This is a genomic window from Ralstonia mojiangensis (assembly GCF_023955645.1).
In the GTDB taxonomy this organism is placed as follows: domain Bacteria; phylum Pseudomonadota; class Gammaproteobacteria; order Burkholderiales; family Burkholderiaceae; genus Ralstonia; species Ralstonia mojiangensis.
The window spans coordinates 658,952-678,411 of record NZ_JAMXHU010000003.1; the positions used below are offsets into that span (position 1 = coordinate 658,952).

13 protein-coding genes and 1 other RNA gene are annotated in these 19,460 nt (G+C 61.0%); 5 read left to right on the forward strand and 9 right to left on the reverse strand.

Annotation, left to right across the window (positions count from 1 at the left end):
* Nucleotide 1: 1 nt before the first annotated feature.
* From NG898_RS15260 to gyrA, 6 genes are all read right to left on the reverse strand, one after another.
* The gene (locus tag NG898_RS15260) at nucleotides 2–910 is read right to left on the reverse strand and encodes a prephenate dehydrogenase (protein WP_252693162.1); all 909 of its coding nucleotides are present in this window, start codon (nucleotides 908–910) and stop codon (nucleotides 2–4) included.
* 96 nt (nucleotides 911–1,006) lie between these two features.
* On the reverse strand, nucleotides 1,007–2,131 hold the full coding sequence (gene hisC / locus NG898_RS15265; RefSeq protein ID WP_252693164.1) for a histidinol-phosphate transaminase: 1,125 nt from the start codon (nucleotides 2,129–2,131) through the stop codon (nucleotides 1,007–1,009).
* 52 nt (nucleotides 2,132–2,183) lie between these two features.
* On the reverse strand, nucleotides 2,184–3,299 hold the full coding sequence (gene pheA, locus NG898_RS15270) for a prephenate dehydratase (RefSeq protein ID WP_252693166.1): 1,116 nt from the start codon (nucleotides 3,297–3,299) through the stop codon (nucleotides 2,184–2,186).
* 87 nt (nucleotides 3,300–3,386) lie between these two features.
* The gene (gene serC, locus NG898_RS15275; protein ID WP_252693168.1) at nucleotides 3,387–4,523 is read right to left on the reverse strand and encodes a 3-phosphoserine/phosphohydroxythreonine transaminase; all 1,137 of its coding nucleotides are present in this window, start codon (nucleotides 4,521–4,523) and stop codon (nucleotides 3,387–3,389) included.
* A gap of 113 nt (nucleotides 4,524–4,636) precedes the next feature.
* Nucleotides 4,637–5,197, reverse strand: coding sequence for a DUF2059 domain-containing protein (locus NG898_RS15280; protein ID WP_252693170.1), 561 nt, complete (start codon nucleotides 5,195–5,197; stop codon nucleotides 4,637–4,639).
* 128 nt (nucleotides 5,198–5,325) lie between these two features.
* A complete protein-coding gene (gene gyrA, locus NG898_RS15285) occupies nucleotides 5,326–7,998 on the reverse strand; it encodes a DNA gyrase subunit A (protein ID WP_252693172.1) in 2,673 nt (890 codons plus the stop codon).
* Between the two features lie 432 nt (nucleotides 7,999–8,430).
* Between gyrA and ompA the strand changes: the two genes are divergently transcribed.
* Nucleotides 8,431–9,087 (forward strand): outer membrane protein OmpA, encoded by a 657-nt coding sequence (ompA, locus tag NG898_RS15290; protein ID WP_004629211.1) that lies wholly within the window; start codon nucleotides 8,431–8,433, stop codon nucleotides 9,085–9,087.
* 173 nt (nucleotides 9,088–9,260) lie between these two features.
* Here the strand turns inward: ompA and NG898_RS15295 are convergent, their stop codons facing one another.
* Nucleotides 9,261–9,767: an outer membrane lipoprotein gene (locus tag NG898_RS15295; protein WP_092971690.1), complete on the reverse strand. Its 507-nt coding sequence runs from the start codon at nucleotides 9,765–9,767 to the stop codon at nucleotides 9,261–9,263.
* Between the two features lie 160 nt (nucleotides 9,768–9,927).
* Between NG898_RS15295 and ubiG the strand changes: the two genes are divergently transcribed.
* The 4 genes from ubiG (at nucleotide 9,928) to ssrA (ending at nucleotide 15,589) form a co-directional block, all read left to right on the forward strand.
* On the forward strand, nucleotides 9,928–10,644 hold the full coding sequence (gene ubiG, locus NG898_RS15300) for a bifunctional 2-polyprenyl-6-hydroxyphenol methylase/3-demethylubiquinol 3-O-methyltransferase UbiG (RefSeq protein WP_252693174.1): 717 nt from the start codon (nucleotides 9,928–9,930) through the stop codon (nucleotides 10,642–10,644).
* Nucleotides 10,641–11,330: an HAD-IA family hydrolase gene (locus tag NG898_RS15305; protein WP_252693176.1), complete on the forward strand. Its 690-nt coding sequence runs from the start codon at nucleotides 10,641–10,643 to the stop codon at nucleotides 11,328–11,330. Before ubiG ends, NG898_RS15305 begins: the two co-directional genes overlap by 4 nt.
* Before the next feature lie 119 nt (nucleotides 11,331–11,449).
* A complete protein-coding gene (locus NG898_RS15310; protein WP_252693178.1) occupies nucleotides 11,450–15,199 on the forward strand; it encodes a DUF748 domain-containing protein in 3,750 nt (1,249 codons plus the stop codon).
* 32 nt (nucleotides 15,200–15,231) lie between these two features.
* Nucleotides 15,232–15,589, forward strand: a transfer-messenger RNA (tmRNA) gene (gene ssrA / locus NG898_RS15315).
* A 126-nt stretch (nucleotides 15,590–15,715) separates the two neighbouring features.
* On the opposite strand, the gene NG898_RS15320 is transcribed toward ssrA, so the two are convergent.
* Entirely contained in the window at nucleotides 15,716–16,714 is a 999-nt protein-coding gene (locus NG898_RS15320) for a fimbrial protein (RefSeq protein ID WP_252693180.1), read from the reverse strand.
* A 71-nt stretch (nucleotides 16,715–16,785) separates the two neighbouring features.
* Nucleotides 16,786–19,239 carry a fimbria/pilus outer membrane usher protein gene (locus NG898_RS15325; protein ID WP_252693182.1) on the reverse strand — a complete coding sequence of 818 codons (2,454 nt, stop codon included), beginning with the start codon at nucleotides 19,237–19,239 and terminating at the stop codon, nucleotides 16,786–16,788.
* Nucleotides 19,240–19,460 lie beyond the last annotated feature (221 nt).

Genomic DNA, 19,460 nt, shown 5'->3' on the forward strand with positions numbered 1-19,460 from the left:
GTTATTCGGATTGCGGGCCGGTGGCATTTGCCGCTGCCACGCGTTGCGGCCACGCCAAGCGCGCTTCGCTGGCACGGCGGAACACGCGCTCGAGCGCCGCACCGTCACGTTCCGCAATCATCGTCTTCAGGCGTCCGATCACGGCTTCGTACGTTGTAAGTTCACGCAGCAGCGCATCGCGATTCGACAGACAGATGTCACGCCACATCTCGGGCGACGATGCGGCAATGCGGGTGAAATCGCGGAAGCCACCGCCGGCGAAATCAAGCTTGAGCGCCCCGTCTTCGGCATTGATGATCTGCGCGACCAGCGCGTATGACAGCACGTGCGGCAGGTGGCTGACGGCGGCGAACACAGCGTCGTGCTGCACGGCCGACATGATGTGGCAAAACGCCCCTGCCGCTTCCCACATCGCCTGCACACGGGCAACGTCGCTGCGCCGGTTTTCCTGCAGGGGGCAAAGCACGGTCTTTTTGCCGACATAGAGATCGGCCAGGGCAGCCTCCACGCCGTTCAGCTCACGGCCGGCAATCGGGTGAGCCGGAACGAACTGGCTGACCTGATCGCCCAGCGCCGTCTTGGCGGCCATGATGACGTCTGACTTGGTGCTGCCGGCATCCGTCACGATGGTGTCCGGACCCAGATGCGGCTGCATGGCGAGCAGCAACGGCAGCGTCTGTGCGACGGGCGCGCATAGCACGACCATGTCGGCGCCGCGCACGGCCTCTTCCATCGGCAGGGCTTCGTCGATCACGCCCAGACGGATCGCCGCCTCAAGCGACGCGGTAGATCGCCCGACGCCCACGACATGCCCAACCACCCCCGCACGACGCAAGCCCAGCGCCAGCGAACCGCCAATCAGGCCGACGCCGACAATCACCAACCGGGAACTGGAAAAAGAAGAGGCCACAACACCGCCCTGCCAGAAAAAAGCAAAGCGGCATTGTAGCCCGATGTGCGCAGCGCCCGAGCCTGATACAGGGCGCTACGACGGTCGCTGCTGAAGTTAAGCGGCGGCTTTTTCCTGTGCCAGGGCTGCCTCAAGTGCACCGATGAACGTGGCGTTCTCTTCCGGCAAGCCGATACTGATGCGCAGCCATTGCGGCAAGCCGTAGTTGCCGACCGGACGCACGATCACACCTTGCTTGAGCAATGCAACGTTCACCCGCGCACCGGCGCCCGTGTCATCGCCCACGCGCACTAGGACGAAATTGCCCGAAGACGGCACGTACTTGAGGCCCAGCCGATCAAACGCGTCCGTCAACTGCACGTAACCGGCAGCGTTCAGTTCAGCTGATCGACCCAGGAATTCCGCATCGTTGAGCGCCGCTACCGCTGCCGCCTGCGCCAAGCTGTTGACGTTGAACGGCTGGCGGATGCGGTTGAGCAGATCGGTCAACTGCGGCTGCGCAATGCCGTAGCCCACACGCAGGCCAGCCAGCCCGTACGCCTTGGAGAATGTGCGCGACACCAGCAGGTTCGGGTATTGGCGCACCCAGGCGGTGGAGTCGTACTGCTGCTCCGGTTTGAGAAATTCGTTGTATGCCTCGTCCAGCACGACAACGACCGTCGGCGGCACCTTGGCCAGGAACGCCGCGATCTCGTCGGACGACAGGAACGTGCCAGTCGGGTTGTTCGGGTTGGCGATGTAGATCAGACGCGTGTCCGGCGTAATCGCCGCGGCCATCGCATCGAGGTCATGGCCATAATCGCGAGCCGGCACCTCGATGGCGCGCGCACCCACCTCCTGCGCCGCGAGTGCGTACACGGCAAAGGAATGCTGCGCATACATCACGGCCTGCCCCGGCGATACCAGCGCACGTGCCGCCAGTTCGAGGATGTCATTGCTGCCATTGCCGAGCGTGATCCATGTTTCCGGCACGCCAAACCTGGCATGCAGCGCCGCTTTCAGGCTGAAGCCGTTGGCATCCGGATAGCGCGCCAGCTCGTCAATGGCCGAGGCCATCGCATTCTTGGCGGACTGCGGCATGCCCAGCGGGTTTTCATTGGACGCCAGCTTGACGATGCGCGTGGCATCCAGACCGAACTCGCGTGCTACTTCGGAAATCGGCTTGCCGGCCACATAAGGGGCGATGGCGCGGACATACTCGGGGCCGAACTGCAAAGACATGGGGTGCTCCTCTGTTATCGACGCTCTGCCCGTGCAGAGCGCCTTGAATCCCTCAATGTGCCGAGGGATAGGACCCCAACACTTTGAAATACGCCGCGTCGTGACGCAGCTTTTCCAGCGCGCGCGCGACCTGTGGGTCGCGCTGATGGCCTTCCACATCGACGTAGAAGTAGTATTCCCACGCACCGCTGCGCGCCGGGCGCGACTCGAAGCGGCACATCGACACGCCGTTCTCTGCCAACGGCGCCAGCAACTTGTAGACAGCACCAGCCTCGTTCGGGACCGACAGGATCAACGACGTCTGATCGCGTCCGCTCGGCTCCGTCTCGTAGTTGCCGATCACAACAAAGCGCGTGCGGTTGTGCGGATCGTCTTCCACATTGGCACGCACCACGTGCAGGCCATAGCGGTTGGCCGCCTGGACGCTTGCCAGCGCAGCGATGGTTTCGTCCTCGCCTGCCATACGCGCTGCTTCGGCGTTGCTCGACACGGCCTCGCGCGGCAGATTCGGATAGTTCGTGTTCAACCACCGTTGGCACTGCGCCAGCGCCTGCGCATGCGCGCGCACCACCTTCACCTGCGACATGTCGCCCGTCTTGTGCAGCAAGTTATGGTGCACGCGCAGCGCGATCTCGCCGCTGATCTTCAGCGACGTCTGCAAGAACAGATCGAGCGTGCGCGACACCACGCCTTCCGTCGAATTTTCCACCGGCACCACACCGCAATCGACCGTGCCAGACTCCGCCGCACGAAACACCTCGTCGATGCTCGGGCACGGCATCGGCTGGATCTCGTGGCCGAAATGCGCGATCACCGCCTGCTCCGAGAACGTGCCCGCCGGGCCGAGGTAGCCGATGCGCAGCGCCTGCTCCAGGCCGCGGCAGGCGGACATCACCTCGCGCCAGATGGCGGCGATGCTCTCGTCGTGCAGCGGCCCTTGATTGCCGGACTGCATCTTGCGGATGACCTGCAACTCGCGGTCCGGCCGGAACGCCGGTGACGAATAGCGCTTCTTCACCTCGCCCACTTCCTGCGCTACCTTGGCGCGGTCGGAGAGCAGCGTAAGCAGCTGGTTGTCGATGGCGTCGATCTGCGTGCGCAACGGCGCAAGCTCCGCCGCTAATGCGGCGTCCTTGTTTTGCTTCGTATCGTCTGACTGACTGGTCATTGTAGGAATCTGGTTCGGCAACGGATTGCAAATTGCCGCGCGAAGCGGGCGCTTCGCGCAATGTTCTGCCGTGATTGAGGGTGAGCCTTACGCGGACACTCTTTCAAACTCACGCATGAAGTCGACCAGCGCCTCTACGCCTTCCAGCGGCATCGCGTTGTAGATGCTCGCCCGCATGCCGCCCACGGACTTGTGGCCCTTGAGCTGCACCAACCCGCGCTCGCGCGCCTGCGTGAGGAACGCCTCGTTGCGGGATTCGTCGTTGAGGAAGAACGGCACGTTCATGCGCGACCGGCACGTCGGATGAATTTCGTTGCGGTAGAAGCTGCTGGCGTCGATAAAGTCGTACAGCATCTTCGACTTGATGATGTTGCGCGTCTCCAGCGCCTCGACCCCGCCCTGGCGCTTGATCCACTGGAACACGAGCCCCGCGATGTAGATGGCGTAAGTGGGCGGCGTGTTGTACATCGAGCCGTTCTCAGCCACCAGGCGCCAATTGAATGCCGACGGGCACAGCGGGTGCGCGTGGCCCAGGAGGTCCTTGCGGACGATGGCAATCGTCAGGCCGGCAGGGCCGATGTTTTTCTGCGCGCCGCCGTAGAGGACCTGATAGCCATTCCAGTCGATCGGCCGCGAGAGGATGTGGCTCGACACGTCGGACACCACCACACGCCCGTGCGCCTGACCGATGTCAGGCGTCTCCTGATACTCGACACCGACAATGGTTTCGTTCGTGCACAGGTGCACGTAGGCTGCATCTGACGACAGTTTCCAGCTCGAGACATCCGGGATCTTGTGGAAGCGCTCGGCCTCGCTCGTGGCTGCGATGTTCACCTCGCCGTACTTGCGCGCTTCCTGTTGCGACTTGACGGACCACGTGCCGGTGACGACGTAGTCAGCCTTCGGTGCATCCGCCGACAGCCGACGCATGAGGTTCAGCGGCACGATGGCGTTCTCGGCGATGGCACCGCCTTGCAGGAAAAGGATTTCGTAGTTGTCCGGCACCGCCAGCAACTGCCGCAAATCGCCAAACGCGGCTGCCAGGATGCTTTCAAATTCGCGGCCGCGATGGCTCATTTCCATCACGCTCATGCCGCTGCCGTGCCAGGAGACCATCTCCTCCTTCGCCTGTTCCAGCACCTCGAGCGGCAACACCGCCGGACCTGCCGAAAAGTTGTACACGCGCGTTTGGCTGGCTTGAAGGGCTCGATCCGCTTGGTTCATAGGGCGAAGGGCAAAAGAAAAATGGCTGTCTGGGCGCAAACCCAAACAGCCATTATCTACCAACTGGCAGCGCGCCGGGGATTGCGCCCCGATCGTCCGCCTATGCCGGTTAATTACTTCGCAGCAGCGGAAACTTCCTTGTCAGCCATGTCGCGCATCTTCTTGCCGACTTGCGGACCGTACTTCTGCATCACGTTGCCCCACACTTCCTGCATCGCCTTACCTTGGTTGGCCATGAACTTCTGGCCGCTCGGCGTCTTCAGGAACGTGGTCAGATCCTTGATTTCCTGGGTCGAGTAGTACTTGCCCAGCGAGTCATAGTGGGCTTGCAGAGCGTCCTTGCGGAACGCTTCCGTGTCGAAGTCCTTGCCGGCGCCGTCGGTCATGCGCTGCACGGCGCCGTTCTTCTTCAGCTTGTCGACAGCAGCTTGCTTCTGCTTGTCGTTCAGAGTCTTGTTCTCGACCAGTGCTTGCTCCAGCACCAGCGGGGCTTCCTGCTTAGCGCCGTTGGCCAACACTTCACCTTGACCCTTGATGGCTGCATCGACGTTCATCGTCGTCAGCAGGTCCTTGATGGCAGCCGTCTTGTCAGCGTCGCCAGCCTGCGCGAACGCAAACAGCGGAGCGAAACCGGCCACCACAATCAGATGTTTGAGTTTGAGACTCTTGTGCATTGTTGCTCCCTTGAGATAAGCGTTGCGTTTAGGCCGGGCGTGTGATGCAAAAGTTCCAAGCCCTTGCCGCGCACAGGTCCGGCATCATGACAGAACTGCGCCTAACGGCAAGCAAAAGATGTTTCTAATTATGTCTCGCTGCTGTCATCCGCCTGTGCATCGGCACCCGGGGCGGCATCCTCCGCATCGCTCCCTTCGATACCTCCTTCTGCACCTTCAGCATCGGACTCCATCACACGTTGGAGCCCAGACAGCTTGTTACCCTCGCCCACCGAGATGAGGGTGACACCCTGCGTGGCGCGACCCATTTCACGAATCTCGTCCACACGCGTGCGGATCAGCACGCCGCCCGTCGTGATCAGCATGATCTCGTCTTCAGGCGCCACCAGCGCGGCGGCCACCACCTTGCCGTTACGCTCGGAGGTCTGGATGGCGATCATGCCCTTCGTGCCGCGGCCATGTCGGGTGTATTCCGAGATCGGCGTGCGCTTTCCATAGCCGTTCTCGGTAGCGGTCAGCACGCTGCCGGCGCCCGACTGGGCACCTTCGCCTTCGGTTTCCGCCGGCGCAACCAGCATGGCAATCACTTGCTGGCTCTCTTCCAGGTTCATACCGCGAACGCCACGCGCCTGACGCCCCATCGGGCGCACGTCGTTTTCATCGAAGCGCACCGCCTTGCCGGCGTCGGAGAACAGCATCACATCATGCTGACCATCGGTGATGTCCGCACCAATCAGGAAATCGCCCTCGTCCAGATCCACCGCGATGATGCCGGCCTTGCGCGGGTTCGAGAATTCCGTCAACGCCGTCTTCTTGACCGTCCCCTTGGAGGTGGCCATGAACACAAAGTGCTGCTCGTCGAACTGCTTCACGGGCAGAATCACGTTGATCTTCTCGCCCGGCGACAGCGGGAACATATTGACGATCGGACGACCGCGCGAGTTACGGCTGCCTTGCGGCACTTCCCAAACCTTCAACCAGTAAAGGCGACCGCGGTTGGAGAAGCAGAGGATGTAATCGTGGGTATTGGCAACAAACAGCGTGTCGATCCAATCGTCTTCCTTCGTCGCGGCAGCCTGCTTGCCACGGCCGCCACGCTTTTGCGCACGATATTCGGAAATCGGCTGACTCTTCATATAGCCGCTGTGGGACAGCGTCACCACCAGATCTTGAGGCGTAATGAGGTCTTCTGTGTCCAACTCGGTCGCATTGTGTTCGATCTGCGAGCGACGCTCATCGCCAAATTCCGCGCGGATGGCGGTAAGTTCCTCGACGATGATGGCGGTAATGCGCTCTGGCCGTGCCAGGATATCCAGCAGATCGGCGATCTGCGCCATCACCTCACGGTATTCCTGAACGATCTTGTCCTGCTCCAGCCCGGTGAGGCGCTGCAGGCGCATCTGCAGGATTTCTTGCGCCTGCGTGTCCGACAGCTTGTACAGACCATCGGCCTGCATACCAAAGACGGGCAAAAGACCTTCCGGGCGATACGCAGCACCGCCGCCGGAGGTTTCGCTCTCCGCGCGAACAAGCATGTCGCGCACGAGGCCCGAATCCCAACTGCGGTTCATCAGCTCAGCTTTCGCAACCGGCGGAGTTGGAGCGGCCTTGATGATTGCGATGAACTCGTCGATGTTGGCAAGCGCAACAGCCAGACCTTCGAGGATGTGACCACGCTCTCGCGCCTTACGCAGATCAAACACGGTGCGGCGCGTTACCACCTCGCGGCGGTGCAGCAGGAAGCACTCCAGCATCTGGCGCAGGTTCAGCAGACGCGGCTGGCCGTCGACCAGCGCCACCATGTTCATACCGAACGTGTCCTGCAGCTGCGTATTCTTATAGAGGTTATTAAGAACAACCTCCGGCACTTCGCCACGCTTGAGCTCAATCACCACGCGCATGCCGGACTTGTCCGACTCGTCGCGAATGTCGGAAATGCCTTCGATGCGCTTTTCGGTGACCAGCTCGGCGATACGCTCGAGCAGCGTGCGCTTGTTAACTTGATAGGGCAGCTCGTCGACGATGATCGCTTGGCGCTGACCTCGATCAATATCCTCGAAATGCGTCTTGGCGCGCATCACGACGCGGCCGCGGCCGGTGCGATAGCCTTCACGCACACCCGAAATGCCGTAGATGATGCCGGCCGTCGGGAAGTCCGGCGCCGGGATCAGCTCAATCAGTTCGTCAACCGTCGCTTCGGGGTTGCGCAACAAATGCAGGCAGCCATCAACCACTTCATTCAGGTTGTGCGGCGGAATATTCGTCGCCATACCCACCGCAATCCCGGACGAACCGTTGATCAGCAAGTTGGGAATGCGGGCCGGCAAAACGGACGGTTCAGTTTCGGAACCGTCGTAGTTCGGCTCGAAATTGACCGTTTCCTTGTCGAGGTCGGCCAGCAGTTCGTGGGCGATCTTCGACAGGCGGATTTCGGTGTAACGCATCGCCGCGGCGTTGTCGCCGTCGACCGAGCCAAAGTTGCCTTGGCCGTCGACCAGCATGTAGCGCAGAGAGAAGTTCTGCGCCATCCGCACGATGGTGTCGTATACAGCAGTGTCGCCGTGGGGGTGATACTTACCAATCACATCCCCGACGATACGGGCGGACTTCTTATAGGGGCGATTCCAGTCGTTGTTCAGCTCGTGCATCGAGTACAACGCACGACGATGCACTGGCTTGAGACCATCCCGAACATCTGGAAGGGCGCGGCCCACGATCACGCTCATGGCGTAAGCGAGGTACGAGCTGCGCATTTCTTCTTCGAGCGATACCGGGAGTGTCTCTTTGGCGAATTGATCCATTGGGCGAACGGTGAGAGGTCCCCTAGTGAGCACAGTGATGCCCACTGCAGGACGCTGCGGTTGCGCGAATAACAGAACATTTTACCATGCCGCAAGCCCCCTCCCCTCATACGCGCGAGCGACGCATCGTCAACCCCGGGCACGTTCCCTGCGAGCGAGGGCAAAACCGGGGAGCCAGTCCCCATAAGGGTTTGCGAGCCATTTCCTGCCTTGTTGCGTACACACCACAAGGCCGTGGCGCCCCGTTCGAATCGCTTATATTTGCTTTTTAGGAGTGCGTGCTTGTGGCACAATCCCCCAGCGAAGAGGCAGACATTGTTCGAAGTGGAGCCTTCACCACACCGAGAATGTTATACTCCGAAGAATGTATGACTTGTTTTCGTCCCATCTGCTCGCAGTCTTCTGCGGTGATCTCATCCTGAGAGGAGAAATATGAAAAAATTTGCCAAGCTCGCGTTCGCTGCAGCTGCGGTAGCCATGGCTGCGTCCGCTTACGCTCAGTCGGTGCCCTACGAAAAGAAGGCCGTCAACGACAACTGGGGTAACGGCACGAGCGAGTGGGTCTGGAAGAACGGCACGAACGAACTGTGCTGGCGCAATGGCTTCTGGACGCCGGCAACCGCCAACGCTCAGTGCGACGGCGCTCTGGCTCCGGCTGCTGCTCCGACGGCTGCTCCGGCTGCTCCGGCTGCTCCGGTTGTGTCGAGCGAAAAGGTTACGTTCGCTGCTGACACCCTGTTCGATTTCGACAAGGCTGTGCTGAAGCCGGAAGGCAAGGCTAAGCTGGACGACCTGGTCTCGAAGCTGAATGGCATCAACCTGGAAGTCGTGATCGCCGTTGGCCACACCGACTCGTTCGGTTCGGACAAGTACAACGACCGCCTGTCGGTCCGTCGTGCTGAAGCCGTCAAGGGCTACCTGGTCAGCAAGGGCATCGAAGCCAACCGTGTTTACACGGAAGGCAAGGGCAAGCGCCAGCTGAAGGTTGATCCGAAGTCGTGCAAGGGCGCTCGCAAGGCACAAATCGCCTGCCAGCAACCGAACCGCCGCGTGGACGTCGAAGTGGTCGGCACCCGCAAGGCTCAGTAATTCGGTTCACACCGGGAAAAAGCCCAGCGAAAGCTGGGCTTTTTTTCGTCTATACATCGGCAAATGCTCCACTGGTCTGCTGCGGAAATAGGCAATAAGAAAGCGATGACGCCAAATGCGCCATCGCTTTTTCTATTTGGGGCACCGATGCCCCTTCCTCATGACCGCCCTTCTTATTGATAGGAAGGTGTCGCCTGGTCGTTAGCAACCATGGCGCGATCGCCAACGCGCAGATTGTTCGGGTTTCGCTGCGTGACGGTCGCGACGCGGCCATCATCCAGGCGCACGGTGATGCGGTACACCGTTTGCCCACCCGCTCCGGCGCGCTGTTCGACTTGGTTGCCCGCATAGGCACCGAGTGCTGCGCCACCAATGGTCGCGACCGTGTTGCCCGTACCGCCACCAACTTGGTGACCCAGAATGCCGCCGGCCACGCCGCCGATGATCGTGCCCAAAATGCCCGGGCTGTTTGCCGGGGCCTGCATCGGCTGAATCGATTCGACCCGGCCATAAAGGGCGCCCGTTTGCTGGGGCTGTCCGCTATAAGCCGGTTGCTGACCATAAGCAGGCTGCTGAGCATACCCACCGTTATAACCACCACCGTAACCGGGCGCGGCACAGCCTGCCAGCACCGTCAGGCCCACAACACCCAGTCCTATCAGAATTTGTTTGGATTTCATTGATCTCTCCTTGAGCGAAGGTGACAGTTGGAGGAGATACATGCGCGTTTGTTCACCTCTGTTTCAATGTGAAACCTTTTTCCAGACCCCGTGATTTGGTCGGGGCCACGCTTTTTGGTACATTTCCTCACCTAGCCGATATGCCCTGGCGCAGCGCAACATGACGACCACTCACGCGAACGCCGATCCTGGCGAACTCGAAAAATTTAGCGAACTCGCCCACCGCTGGTGGGATCCGAACAGCGAGTTCAAACCCCTGCACGAAATCAACCCGCTGCGCCTTGACTGGATCCAGTCAATCGCACCGCTGGCAGGCAAACGCGTCGTCGACGTCGGCTGCGGCGGCGGCATCCTTTCAGAGAGCATGGCGCGTGCCGGAGCCAACGTCAAAGGCATCGATCTGTCCCGCAAAGCATTGCGTGTCGCAGACCTGCATAGCCTCGAGGCAGGCATTACCGTCGATTACGAGGAGATCGCCGCAGAAGCGCTGGCCGCGCGTGAGCCTGGCAGCTTCGATGTCGTTACTTGCATGGAGATGCTCGAACATGTGCCCGATCCGGCATCCATTGTTCGCGCATGCGCGACATTGGTGAAGCCGGGCGGTTACGTATTTTTCTCCACAATCCACCGAAACGCCAAAGCGTACCTGCTGGCGGTGATAGGTGCGGAATACGTCCTGAACATGCTGCCGCGCGGCACGCATGACTACGCCAAGTTCATTCGCCCCTCTGAGCTAAGCGCATTCGTACGCGGTGCTGGCCTACAAGCGCAAGAAATGCGCGGGCTGGAATACAACCCGATCACCGGCCGCTACGCCCTTACGCAGGACACCAGCGTCAACTACTTGATGGCGACGCGCCGTCCGGCCGAGGCATGAGGGTGCGCCAATTTCCCGATCCGCTGGGCGCGGTGCTGTTTGATCTGGATGGCACGCTTGCGGACACGGCCCCCGATCTTGCTGCGGCGGCCAACAAGGTGCGCACCGACCGCGGCCTCGAACCGGTGGACTACGAAGCGCTGCGCCCGGTCGCCTCGCATGGTGCCCGTGGGCTGATTGGCGTGGCGTTCGGCATTGGGCCGGGAGATGCTGAATTCGAATCGCTGCGGCTGGCGTTTCTCGCCAACTACGAAGCAGAAATCTGTGTGCGCACGCAGCTGTTTCCGGGCATGGCTGACGTGCTGGCGGAACTGGGCCGCGCCGGCATCCCCTGGGGTATCGTCACCAACAAGTCGGGCCGACTGACGGTACCGCTGGTTGCCCAGCTGTCGTTCCCCGTGCCGCCTGCCTGCGTCGTTGCAGGCGACACCACGCCGCACGCTAAGCCTCACCCAGCCCCGCTGCTGCATGCAGCCGAATCCATCGGCGTCGATGCACGGCAGATCGTCTACGTGGGCGATGACCTTCGCGATATTGAAGCCGGCCGCGCCGCCGGCATGCCTACCATTGCGGCCAGTTACGGCTATTGTGGTAATGGACCATCGCCCGTGGAATGGCGCGCCGATGCGCTGATTGCCAGCGCGGCCGAGCTGATTCCGCTGCTGCTCGAATCGCAAGGCGCTTGACCACGATGCCCAGGTGAAAGCCTGGGCGCCGCATCTTTCAGGACCGCCGCCTCCCCCCGGGGACGTGGCGGTCGACCGACTGACGAAGTAGGCCACGCCATGGCCGGACCGACACCAGCATGAGCACCTCCCGCGATTCGCGCCCTGATCTGCAATCGAATACCAACGGCTGGCGCGCACGGCTTGATCGCGTGCGCGGCACGGCCGGCTGGCAACGCGCGGCTCAGGTCGGCACATCGCGACGTACCAAACGCACCGGGATCGGCGTGCTGATCTTCCTGGTGGTGTTCGGCCTGCTGGGCGCATTCGGTGGCCCGCCGCTGCTGCGCCACCTGGCGCAAACGCAACTCAGCAAGGTGCTGGAACGGCCGGTTTCGGTCGGCAAGATCAGCATCAACCCATACACGCTGCGGCTTGATGTTGACCAGCTCCACATCGCCGAGCGCGACGGCAAGACCCCGTTCGTCGACGTCGGCCATCTGCATGTGAACGCGTCGTGGAGTTCGATCTTCCGCCGCGCGCCCGTCATCGAAGAGCTCAGCATCGACGCGCCACACGTGCGTATCGTGCGCACCGCCGAACAGCGCTTCAACTTCTCCGACATCGTCGACAGGTTAAGCCAGCCGGAGAACCCACCCAAGCCCAAGTCGAACGAGCCGGCGCGTTTCGTCTTCGCAAATCTGCAATTGGCCAACGGCGCGATCGATTTTGTCGACCAGCCGCTCGGCACGCAGCACAAGGTGGATGGCTTGCAGATCGGCGTGCCTTTCCTGGCGAGCCTGCCGGCCGACGTGGACATCTTCGTGCAGCCGCTGCTGGCCGCGCGCATCGACGGCGCACCGCTGCATTTCGCGGGCAAGACAAAGCCGTTCGCCGATTCGCTCGAATCCAACCTCAACGTCAAGATCGATGGCCTGGATCTGCCCCGCTACCTCGGCTACGTGCCCGGCCCGCTGCCGGTGGCAGTGCCGCAAGGCAAGCTGACAACCGACCTGACGATCGACTTTCAGAAGCCGAAGAGCGGCGCGCCGGTGCTGCGCGTACACGGCACGACCGGCCTCGACAACCTGGAAGTGGTCGACGCCAAGAAGGCACCGCTGGTGGCCGCCAAACAAGTGCGTGCAACGCTGAGCGACGTGCGCCCGCTCGACAACGTATTCCACCTCGATGCGCTGACGCTCGATGGCGTGCGCGTCGATGCCACGCGTGGTGCAGATGGAGCGATCAATTTCGCTCAGCTCGGGAGCAAGCCTGCATCTGCTGAAGCGAAAGCTGCCAAACCTGAGCCCGCGTCGACCGCCAAACCGAAACCGCTGGATGTGGTGGTCAGCAAGCTGCAACTGACCAACAGCACGGTCCATTGGCGTGACGCGACCACGCAGCCTGCGGCCGACCTGACGCTGGAAGACCTCCACGGCGACATCGGCGTACGCACGCTGGGTGGCCCAACCACTCTCGATGTGGGAGCCAAGCTGGCGCAAGGCGGCACACTCAATGTCAAAGGCAACACGTCACTGGAGAAGAACACCGGCGAGTTGGAACTCAAGCTGGACGGCGTAAAGCTGGCCGGCATCAGCCCGTATCTGCGCCAAGCGGGCGCCCCGCAATTGCAGAACGGCGCGCTGTCGGCCGACGGCAAGGTGGCGCTCGACTTCGGGCCGGAAAAATTCAACGTACGCGCGGAACCGCTGACCGCGAGCCTGGCCGACCTGTCGCTGGCGCCCGCCACGGGCAAGGACACCGCGCTGCGCGCCAAGCTGCTGCGCGCAGACGTAAAGAGCTTCGACCTGAGCGCCCGCACCATCGCACTGAACGAAGTGCGCGCCGACGGCCTGCAGATCGACGCGCTGCGCAAAAAGGACGGTACGACCACGTTGACACTGCTCGATGGGCCGCAGCCCGCCGCGGGCAAATCGGCGACGCCGGTCAAGTCCGCCGCAAAGCCGAATGCCCCAGCCGAAAAGCCGTGGGCAGTGACGGTGCAGACACTGAAGCTGGACAACAGTGCCGTCGGCTTTGAAGACCAATCGAACTCGCGTCCGGTCAAGATCCGTGTCGAGCCGCTGAACGTGGTCGTGCAAAACGCCTCCACCGATCTTGGCAAACCTGTCAACGTGCAGATCGGTGCGGGGCTGGGCACGAAGGGCAAGCTCGATGTGCGTGGCGAAGTGGTGCCGCAGCCACTGAAGGCCGATCTGCGTGTGAACTCGCAGAACCTGTCGCTGGCGGGTTTTGATCCGTATCTGGACAAGACGCTGAACGCAGCGATTACGAGCGCGCTGCTATCGATGGATGGGCGCCTCGTGCTCAACCAGGGCAAGGCACTGACGGTCACCTACCAGGGCAACGCGACGCTGGGCAACGTGCGCCTGCAAGACCGCGTAAGTTCGGACGACTTCCTGCGCTGGCGCTCGCTTGCGCTCAACCGCATCCAGGCGAATTACGACGGCACCACGCCGCGCGTGCGGGTGGGCGCCGTTGCGCTATCGACGTTCTACGCGCGGATCATCATCAACCCGAACGGCCGCCTGAACCTGCAGGACATCCGCGTGCAGCCGACCGAGGAGCGCCGCTCGTTGACGCAGAGCGAACCCGCATCGGCGTCGGCCGCTGCGGCTTCGGCTCCCGCAGCGCCTGCATCGGCCGTAACCGTAACGGCCTCCGGTCCCGCACCCAAAGCCGGCGGCGCCGACCTGCGCGTCGATGCCATCACGCTGCAGGACGGCAACATCCGCTTCACCGACAACTTCGTCAAGCCGAATTACACCGCCAACCTGACCGCAATCGGTGGCTCGGTCGGCACGATCAGCACCGCCGCAAATCAGACACCCGCTGACGTGACGCTGCGAGGCAGTGTCGACGGCACCGCGCCCGTCGACATCCACGGCAAAGTCAATCCGCTCGCGCCCACGGCCTTTGTGGATCTCACAGCCAAGGCAGACGGCGTGGAGCTGACCAACCTCACGCCCTACTCCGCCAAATACGCCGGCTACCCGATCACGAAGGGCAAGCTGACGATGGATCTGCACTACCTGCTCGACCAAGGCAAGTTGACCGCCGACAACCATATCTTCATCGACCAGCTCACCTTCGGCGATCGCGTGGAAAGCAAGGACGCTACCAATCTGCCGGTGCGCCTGGCGGTGGCGCTGCTGAAGAATTCGCGTGGGGAGATCGACGTGCGCGTGCCAGTGTCGGGCTCACTCGATGACCCGCAGTTCAGCATCGGCGGTGTCATCCTGCGCGCGTTCGTCAACCTCATTGCACGCGCCGTAACGGCACCGTTCTCCTTGCTCGCCAGCGCATTTGGCGGCAGCGGCGGAGAAGAACTCGGCTACATCGAGTTTGATCCAGGCACGTCAAACATCAGTCAGGCGTCATTGGCCAAGCTCGACAAGCTGGCCACTGCACTCAAGGACCGCCCAGCGCTGAAGGTCGACATTGTCGGCCGCGTCGACCCGGAATTTGACCGCGACGGCCTGCGCCGGGAGGCCGTGAACCGTCAGATTCGTGAACAGAAGCTCAAGGATGCAGGCGACTCCGCCGAAGCCGACACGACAGTCAAGCCTGAAGAAGAGAACAAGTATCTTGAACGCGCGTACAAAGCCGCCAAATTCCCGAAACCGCGCAACGTGATCGGGCTGGCCAAATCCTTGCCGCCCGACGAGATGCGCAAGCTGATGGAAACGAATGTGCAAGTGACGGATGCGGATCTGCGAGAGCTTGCGCAGCGTCGGGCGAATGCGGTGCATGTCGCACTTGCCGAGCGTGTGGATCCGGGGCGCCTTTTTGTTGTCGCCCCCAAACTCAACGCAGATGGCATCAAGGACAAGGGCAAGACGACGCGGGTTGATTTTTCGCTGAAGTAGCCCATCTATGGGATAATCGACACTTCCTTACTGGGGCCGACCTGGTTTCGACGTGGGTTGCGAAGCAGTGGAGGGCATACCGAGGACCCGTCACCTCGTTAATCAATGGGAATGCAATAACTGCTAACGACGAACGTTACGCACTGGCAGCCTAAGGGCCGCCGTCCTCGCACTGGCTCGCTGACGGGCTAGGGTCGCAAGACTAGCGAGGTCATCTACGTCAGATAAGCTTTAGGTGAGTCACGGGCCTAGAGACGAAAACTTAGTGAATCGCCGTCGTAGAGCGTGTTCGTCCGCGATGCGGCGGTTAAATCAAATGACAGAACTAAGTATGTAGAACTCTCTGTGGAGGGCTTGCGGACGCGGGTTCGATTCCCGCCGGCTCCACCAGCTTTTCAAAGCAAAAACCCGCGACAGTGCAAGCTGTCGCGGGTTTTTTCTTGGTGTGTCCAAAGCACACGACGGTTTTATAGGCAGTCCACTGACATAGTGGGCGGAATAGCGCACTACGCAGACCTAGTCATAGCTCATCACAAACGCAACCGAGCTATTTGCCGTGCCTGGTCCAACTACTGTCGCGGTTTGGTGGTAGGCCGCTTTGAGTGGGATATCAAAATTCCCACCAACTTTATCGTAGCCACTGAAGACGATCGTCTTATTCAGCGCTACAGGGTTGCCGCTTTCATCGAGAATCTGTAAGCCGACACCCTTTGCAGTCGATGCGGCATCGAGCGCGACGACTGAACGCGCTGCATCCACGATTTCAGTGTTGGGCTTCAGCAGGTAAGACACCTTGTTGATGCCTTCGGGACACTCCTTCATAGCGACCGAAAAGTTGACGGGTGCCAATGATGAGCCGACACCTTTGAATTGCCCGGTATCGTTCTTGTCTCCCATCTTCACAACAACATCCGGCGACTTGCAACTCAGCGTGCCAACGCCAGCCTCGTTACTTGTATTGATCGAAAAAGAGTCGAACAGCTTCTCAACGCTCACAACTCCGATAAGCCCACTTGGAACGCGAGCACCTGCCTCAACAAGGCCAATTTTTTTTATATATAACCGCATCCGAACCCCATCAGGGTTGTAGCTTCCTCCCGGTCTTGAATTGGTCTGATGACCAATATCGTCGACTTCAAAATAATTGTAGTAGAGGCTCCACCCGAGGCCGGTTTTCCCGATCGGCAAAATATTTTTAGCATCCGAACTGGAGGACCCTCCAACTCTATTCCCTAGCCCCCAGTGGTGGAAGGTACTACACGTATAGTTGTTATTTGGATTGACTGCATTGTAGATTGAGCTCTCCCAAATAACTGCGCCAATCGGCGTATCACGCGGCACCTGGAGATCTGCGGGTATCGTGAACGTAACTTTCTTCGTGCTCTTATCTTTGTCGAACCAACAAAGTGCAGCGTGAGCCGGCACAGCACAAAGGGCTGCTAATAGAATTACCGCTATCACGCGCAAGCCGCCGAAGACAGCATTCGCTCTCCTGATCAAACGTGTTTTAATCATCCCGTCTTCCTTGCATTACTTTTGAGCGTTTCAGGTAATCAGTTTTCGACGTGCCTTCGGAAACTGCTCACTTACCGGCAACGCAACGTCTGCCGCTGATAGTTCCGCCCTGCCTCGGCCTTCGGTAGCGCATAGGGCGCTTGGCACTGCCCTTCCTTCCATTTGACCGCCAACGTCCCTTGCTCCTGATTGAGCAGCACAAACGCCTTGCCGCTGGGGTCTGCAATCCCCAGTTGCTTGCCCGTTTGCGCGTCTTCAACGCTGGCTCCGAACGGCACCGGTTTGCCCCCGGCCTGCTCCAGCGTGAACTGCACACGCTGGCCGCTGTAGCCCTTGAAAGTTGCCTGCACGATGGCGCCACGGCGCGGCACAACCTGCTTGATGGTGTCTTCCAGCTCCACATCTGCACCCAGGTTATGGGTGTCCGGGCGCAAGGCGTTCAAGCGGTACGGCTGGGCGTAGGTCACGACCGCATAGCCGTTACGGCCGACAGGCGTGCCGCCGTCGGTTCGCACATCGGCACCTTTCACGCCTTCCATCTTCATCAGTGCAAAGGTGTCGCCCACCGTGCGGCTGACGTTCACGCCACCGCGATGCACCACCACGGCGCCCGTGGCGCCCACGCTGGTCGATTGGTAATCGCGTCCGACGTTGACGTTGACCGAAAGCTGGCCTGCATCTGCATCGTGCGTAATGCTTGCACCGCCCGTAGCCCCGCGCCCTCGGCTGGTGTAGCCGGCTTGCATGGCATACGACGTGTTGTCGCTCACGTAACCGCTCAGGCCACTCTGGACATTGGTGCCACCGTTGCTGTCGTTGCTCACGTTGGTGTAGGCACGCGGCGACCGGGCCTTGCCACCCAGCGGGATCGACATCGTCAGCATGACCTGGGTGTTGTTGCCACTGCCGCCAAAGCGCGTGTCCCGAGTCTGACTCAAACTCAGGTTGTAACTCAGTTGCTTCCAGTTGTTGCCATAGCCGACACTGATACTGCGGCTGGACCCAGGTTGGTTCCAGTAGGTCTGCTGGCTGACGTTCAGGTAAACGCTTCCGTACCTGCGATCCACGCCGCCCAAGTCCTGACTGGTCGTCAAGTCAACGCGCGAGCGGCTGCGGCCGGATTGAACGCCCGTGTTGCCCAGATCATTGACGTGGTCGTTGAATGTCCTGTAGCCCGACGTCGAATAGCGATATGCCGCCAGCGTGAAGTTGGTATTGGTGCGGGTAAAGGTCTTGGCATACAAGATGCGCACACTCTGCCCGGTATCGCGCTTACCCTCGGCGCGGCTGCTGGACTGCGTAAGGTCAACCGAGAGCGCGCCAACGGGTGTATTCGTCCCCACACCAACGTTGACGGCCTGAAAGTCGCGCGAGGCTTGGAAACCGCCCGCCACGGTGCTGTTGTCTGTCAGGCCGTAGACTAGAGAACCACTCACCAGATTGGGCGAGGTGTTCTGGTCACCGTCGTACTTGCCGGCCACGAAGCTGTACTTCAGCCGGCCCTTTCGCAGCATGAGCGGCAGGCTGGAAAACGCCTGATGCGTGACGTGCTTCGTACCATCTGCTTCGATGACCGTAATTTCCAGATCACCGTTGGAGCCAGACGGAAAAATATCGGTCAGTTGGAACGGACCGGGCGGCACGTTGGCGCGGTACAGCACGTAGCCGCTCTGGCGCACTTCCACCACGGCATTGGTCGCGGCCTGCCCCCGAATGACAGGCGCATACCCCCGCTCGCTATCGGGCAGCATCGCGTCGTCAGAGCCGACTTGCACCCCGCGGAAACGCACACTGTCGAACAACGTCGCGTCGGAATATTGCTCACCCAGCGTCAGTTGTCCCTTGATGGCATCGACGTCGCGCTGCACCAGCGTGCGATTGCTCTTGAAGCGTGTCTGGCCGCTATTGCTGCCGGTCAGCGACGATTCATTGCGCAGACGCCAACGGCCGATGTTCACTCCATTCTGCAGGCCTAGGTAATAGCTACTGCTGTCATTGCCAAGGCGACTGTGGCCGTAGTTGCCGCTGAACTGGTAATTCATGTAGCCAGCAGTGACGCCTTCATCCCACAGGGCAGGATCCACGTAACCACGAGCTGCCCGCGACAGAAAGGCCTGCGGAATGCTTAGTTTCAGCTGCAGCCGACCGGAATCGAAATCGGCGGCCGCTTGGTCCATCAACTGGGCCAAATCTAGGCACGCTTGGCTGTTGATATCGAGCGGTGGCGTGATGGCAGTCAGGTTGACGCCAAAGTCCTGAAGCATTTGCGCAGTCAGGCATGGACGAACCTTACCGTTGCCGCCCTCCTGGTGGAAATTGATGTCGCGCCGCCCCACGAGATTGCCATTGACCTGCACCTCGACGCGATATGTGCCCGGCGGCACGCTGTTGCCCGAAGACAGCACGGCGCTGAGGTCTGCCGGGCGCCCCTGACCGTGCAGGAAGCCGGTATTGAACGCGAGGAGTGAGTGATCAACCTGCGCGACAAGCGTTTCCCCCTCCGCAGCGCGCGCGCTGTTAAACATCGCCAGACACAAAGCCAGGTAAAGCGGAGTAGCCCTGGGGCGAGCAGCGGTCGCATTTCCATCAATCTTTTTTGAGAGTGGTTTGGTGGTCGGGCGTTTAGACATCGCAATGCTCGCTGTTGGCTCTGAGAATCGGGGGTGTCACATAGGCAAGCTCCGCTACAAAGGGGCGCGGGCTGATCTAGCCCAAACGGGCCGGATCGACTCGATCGACGCGGTCG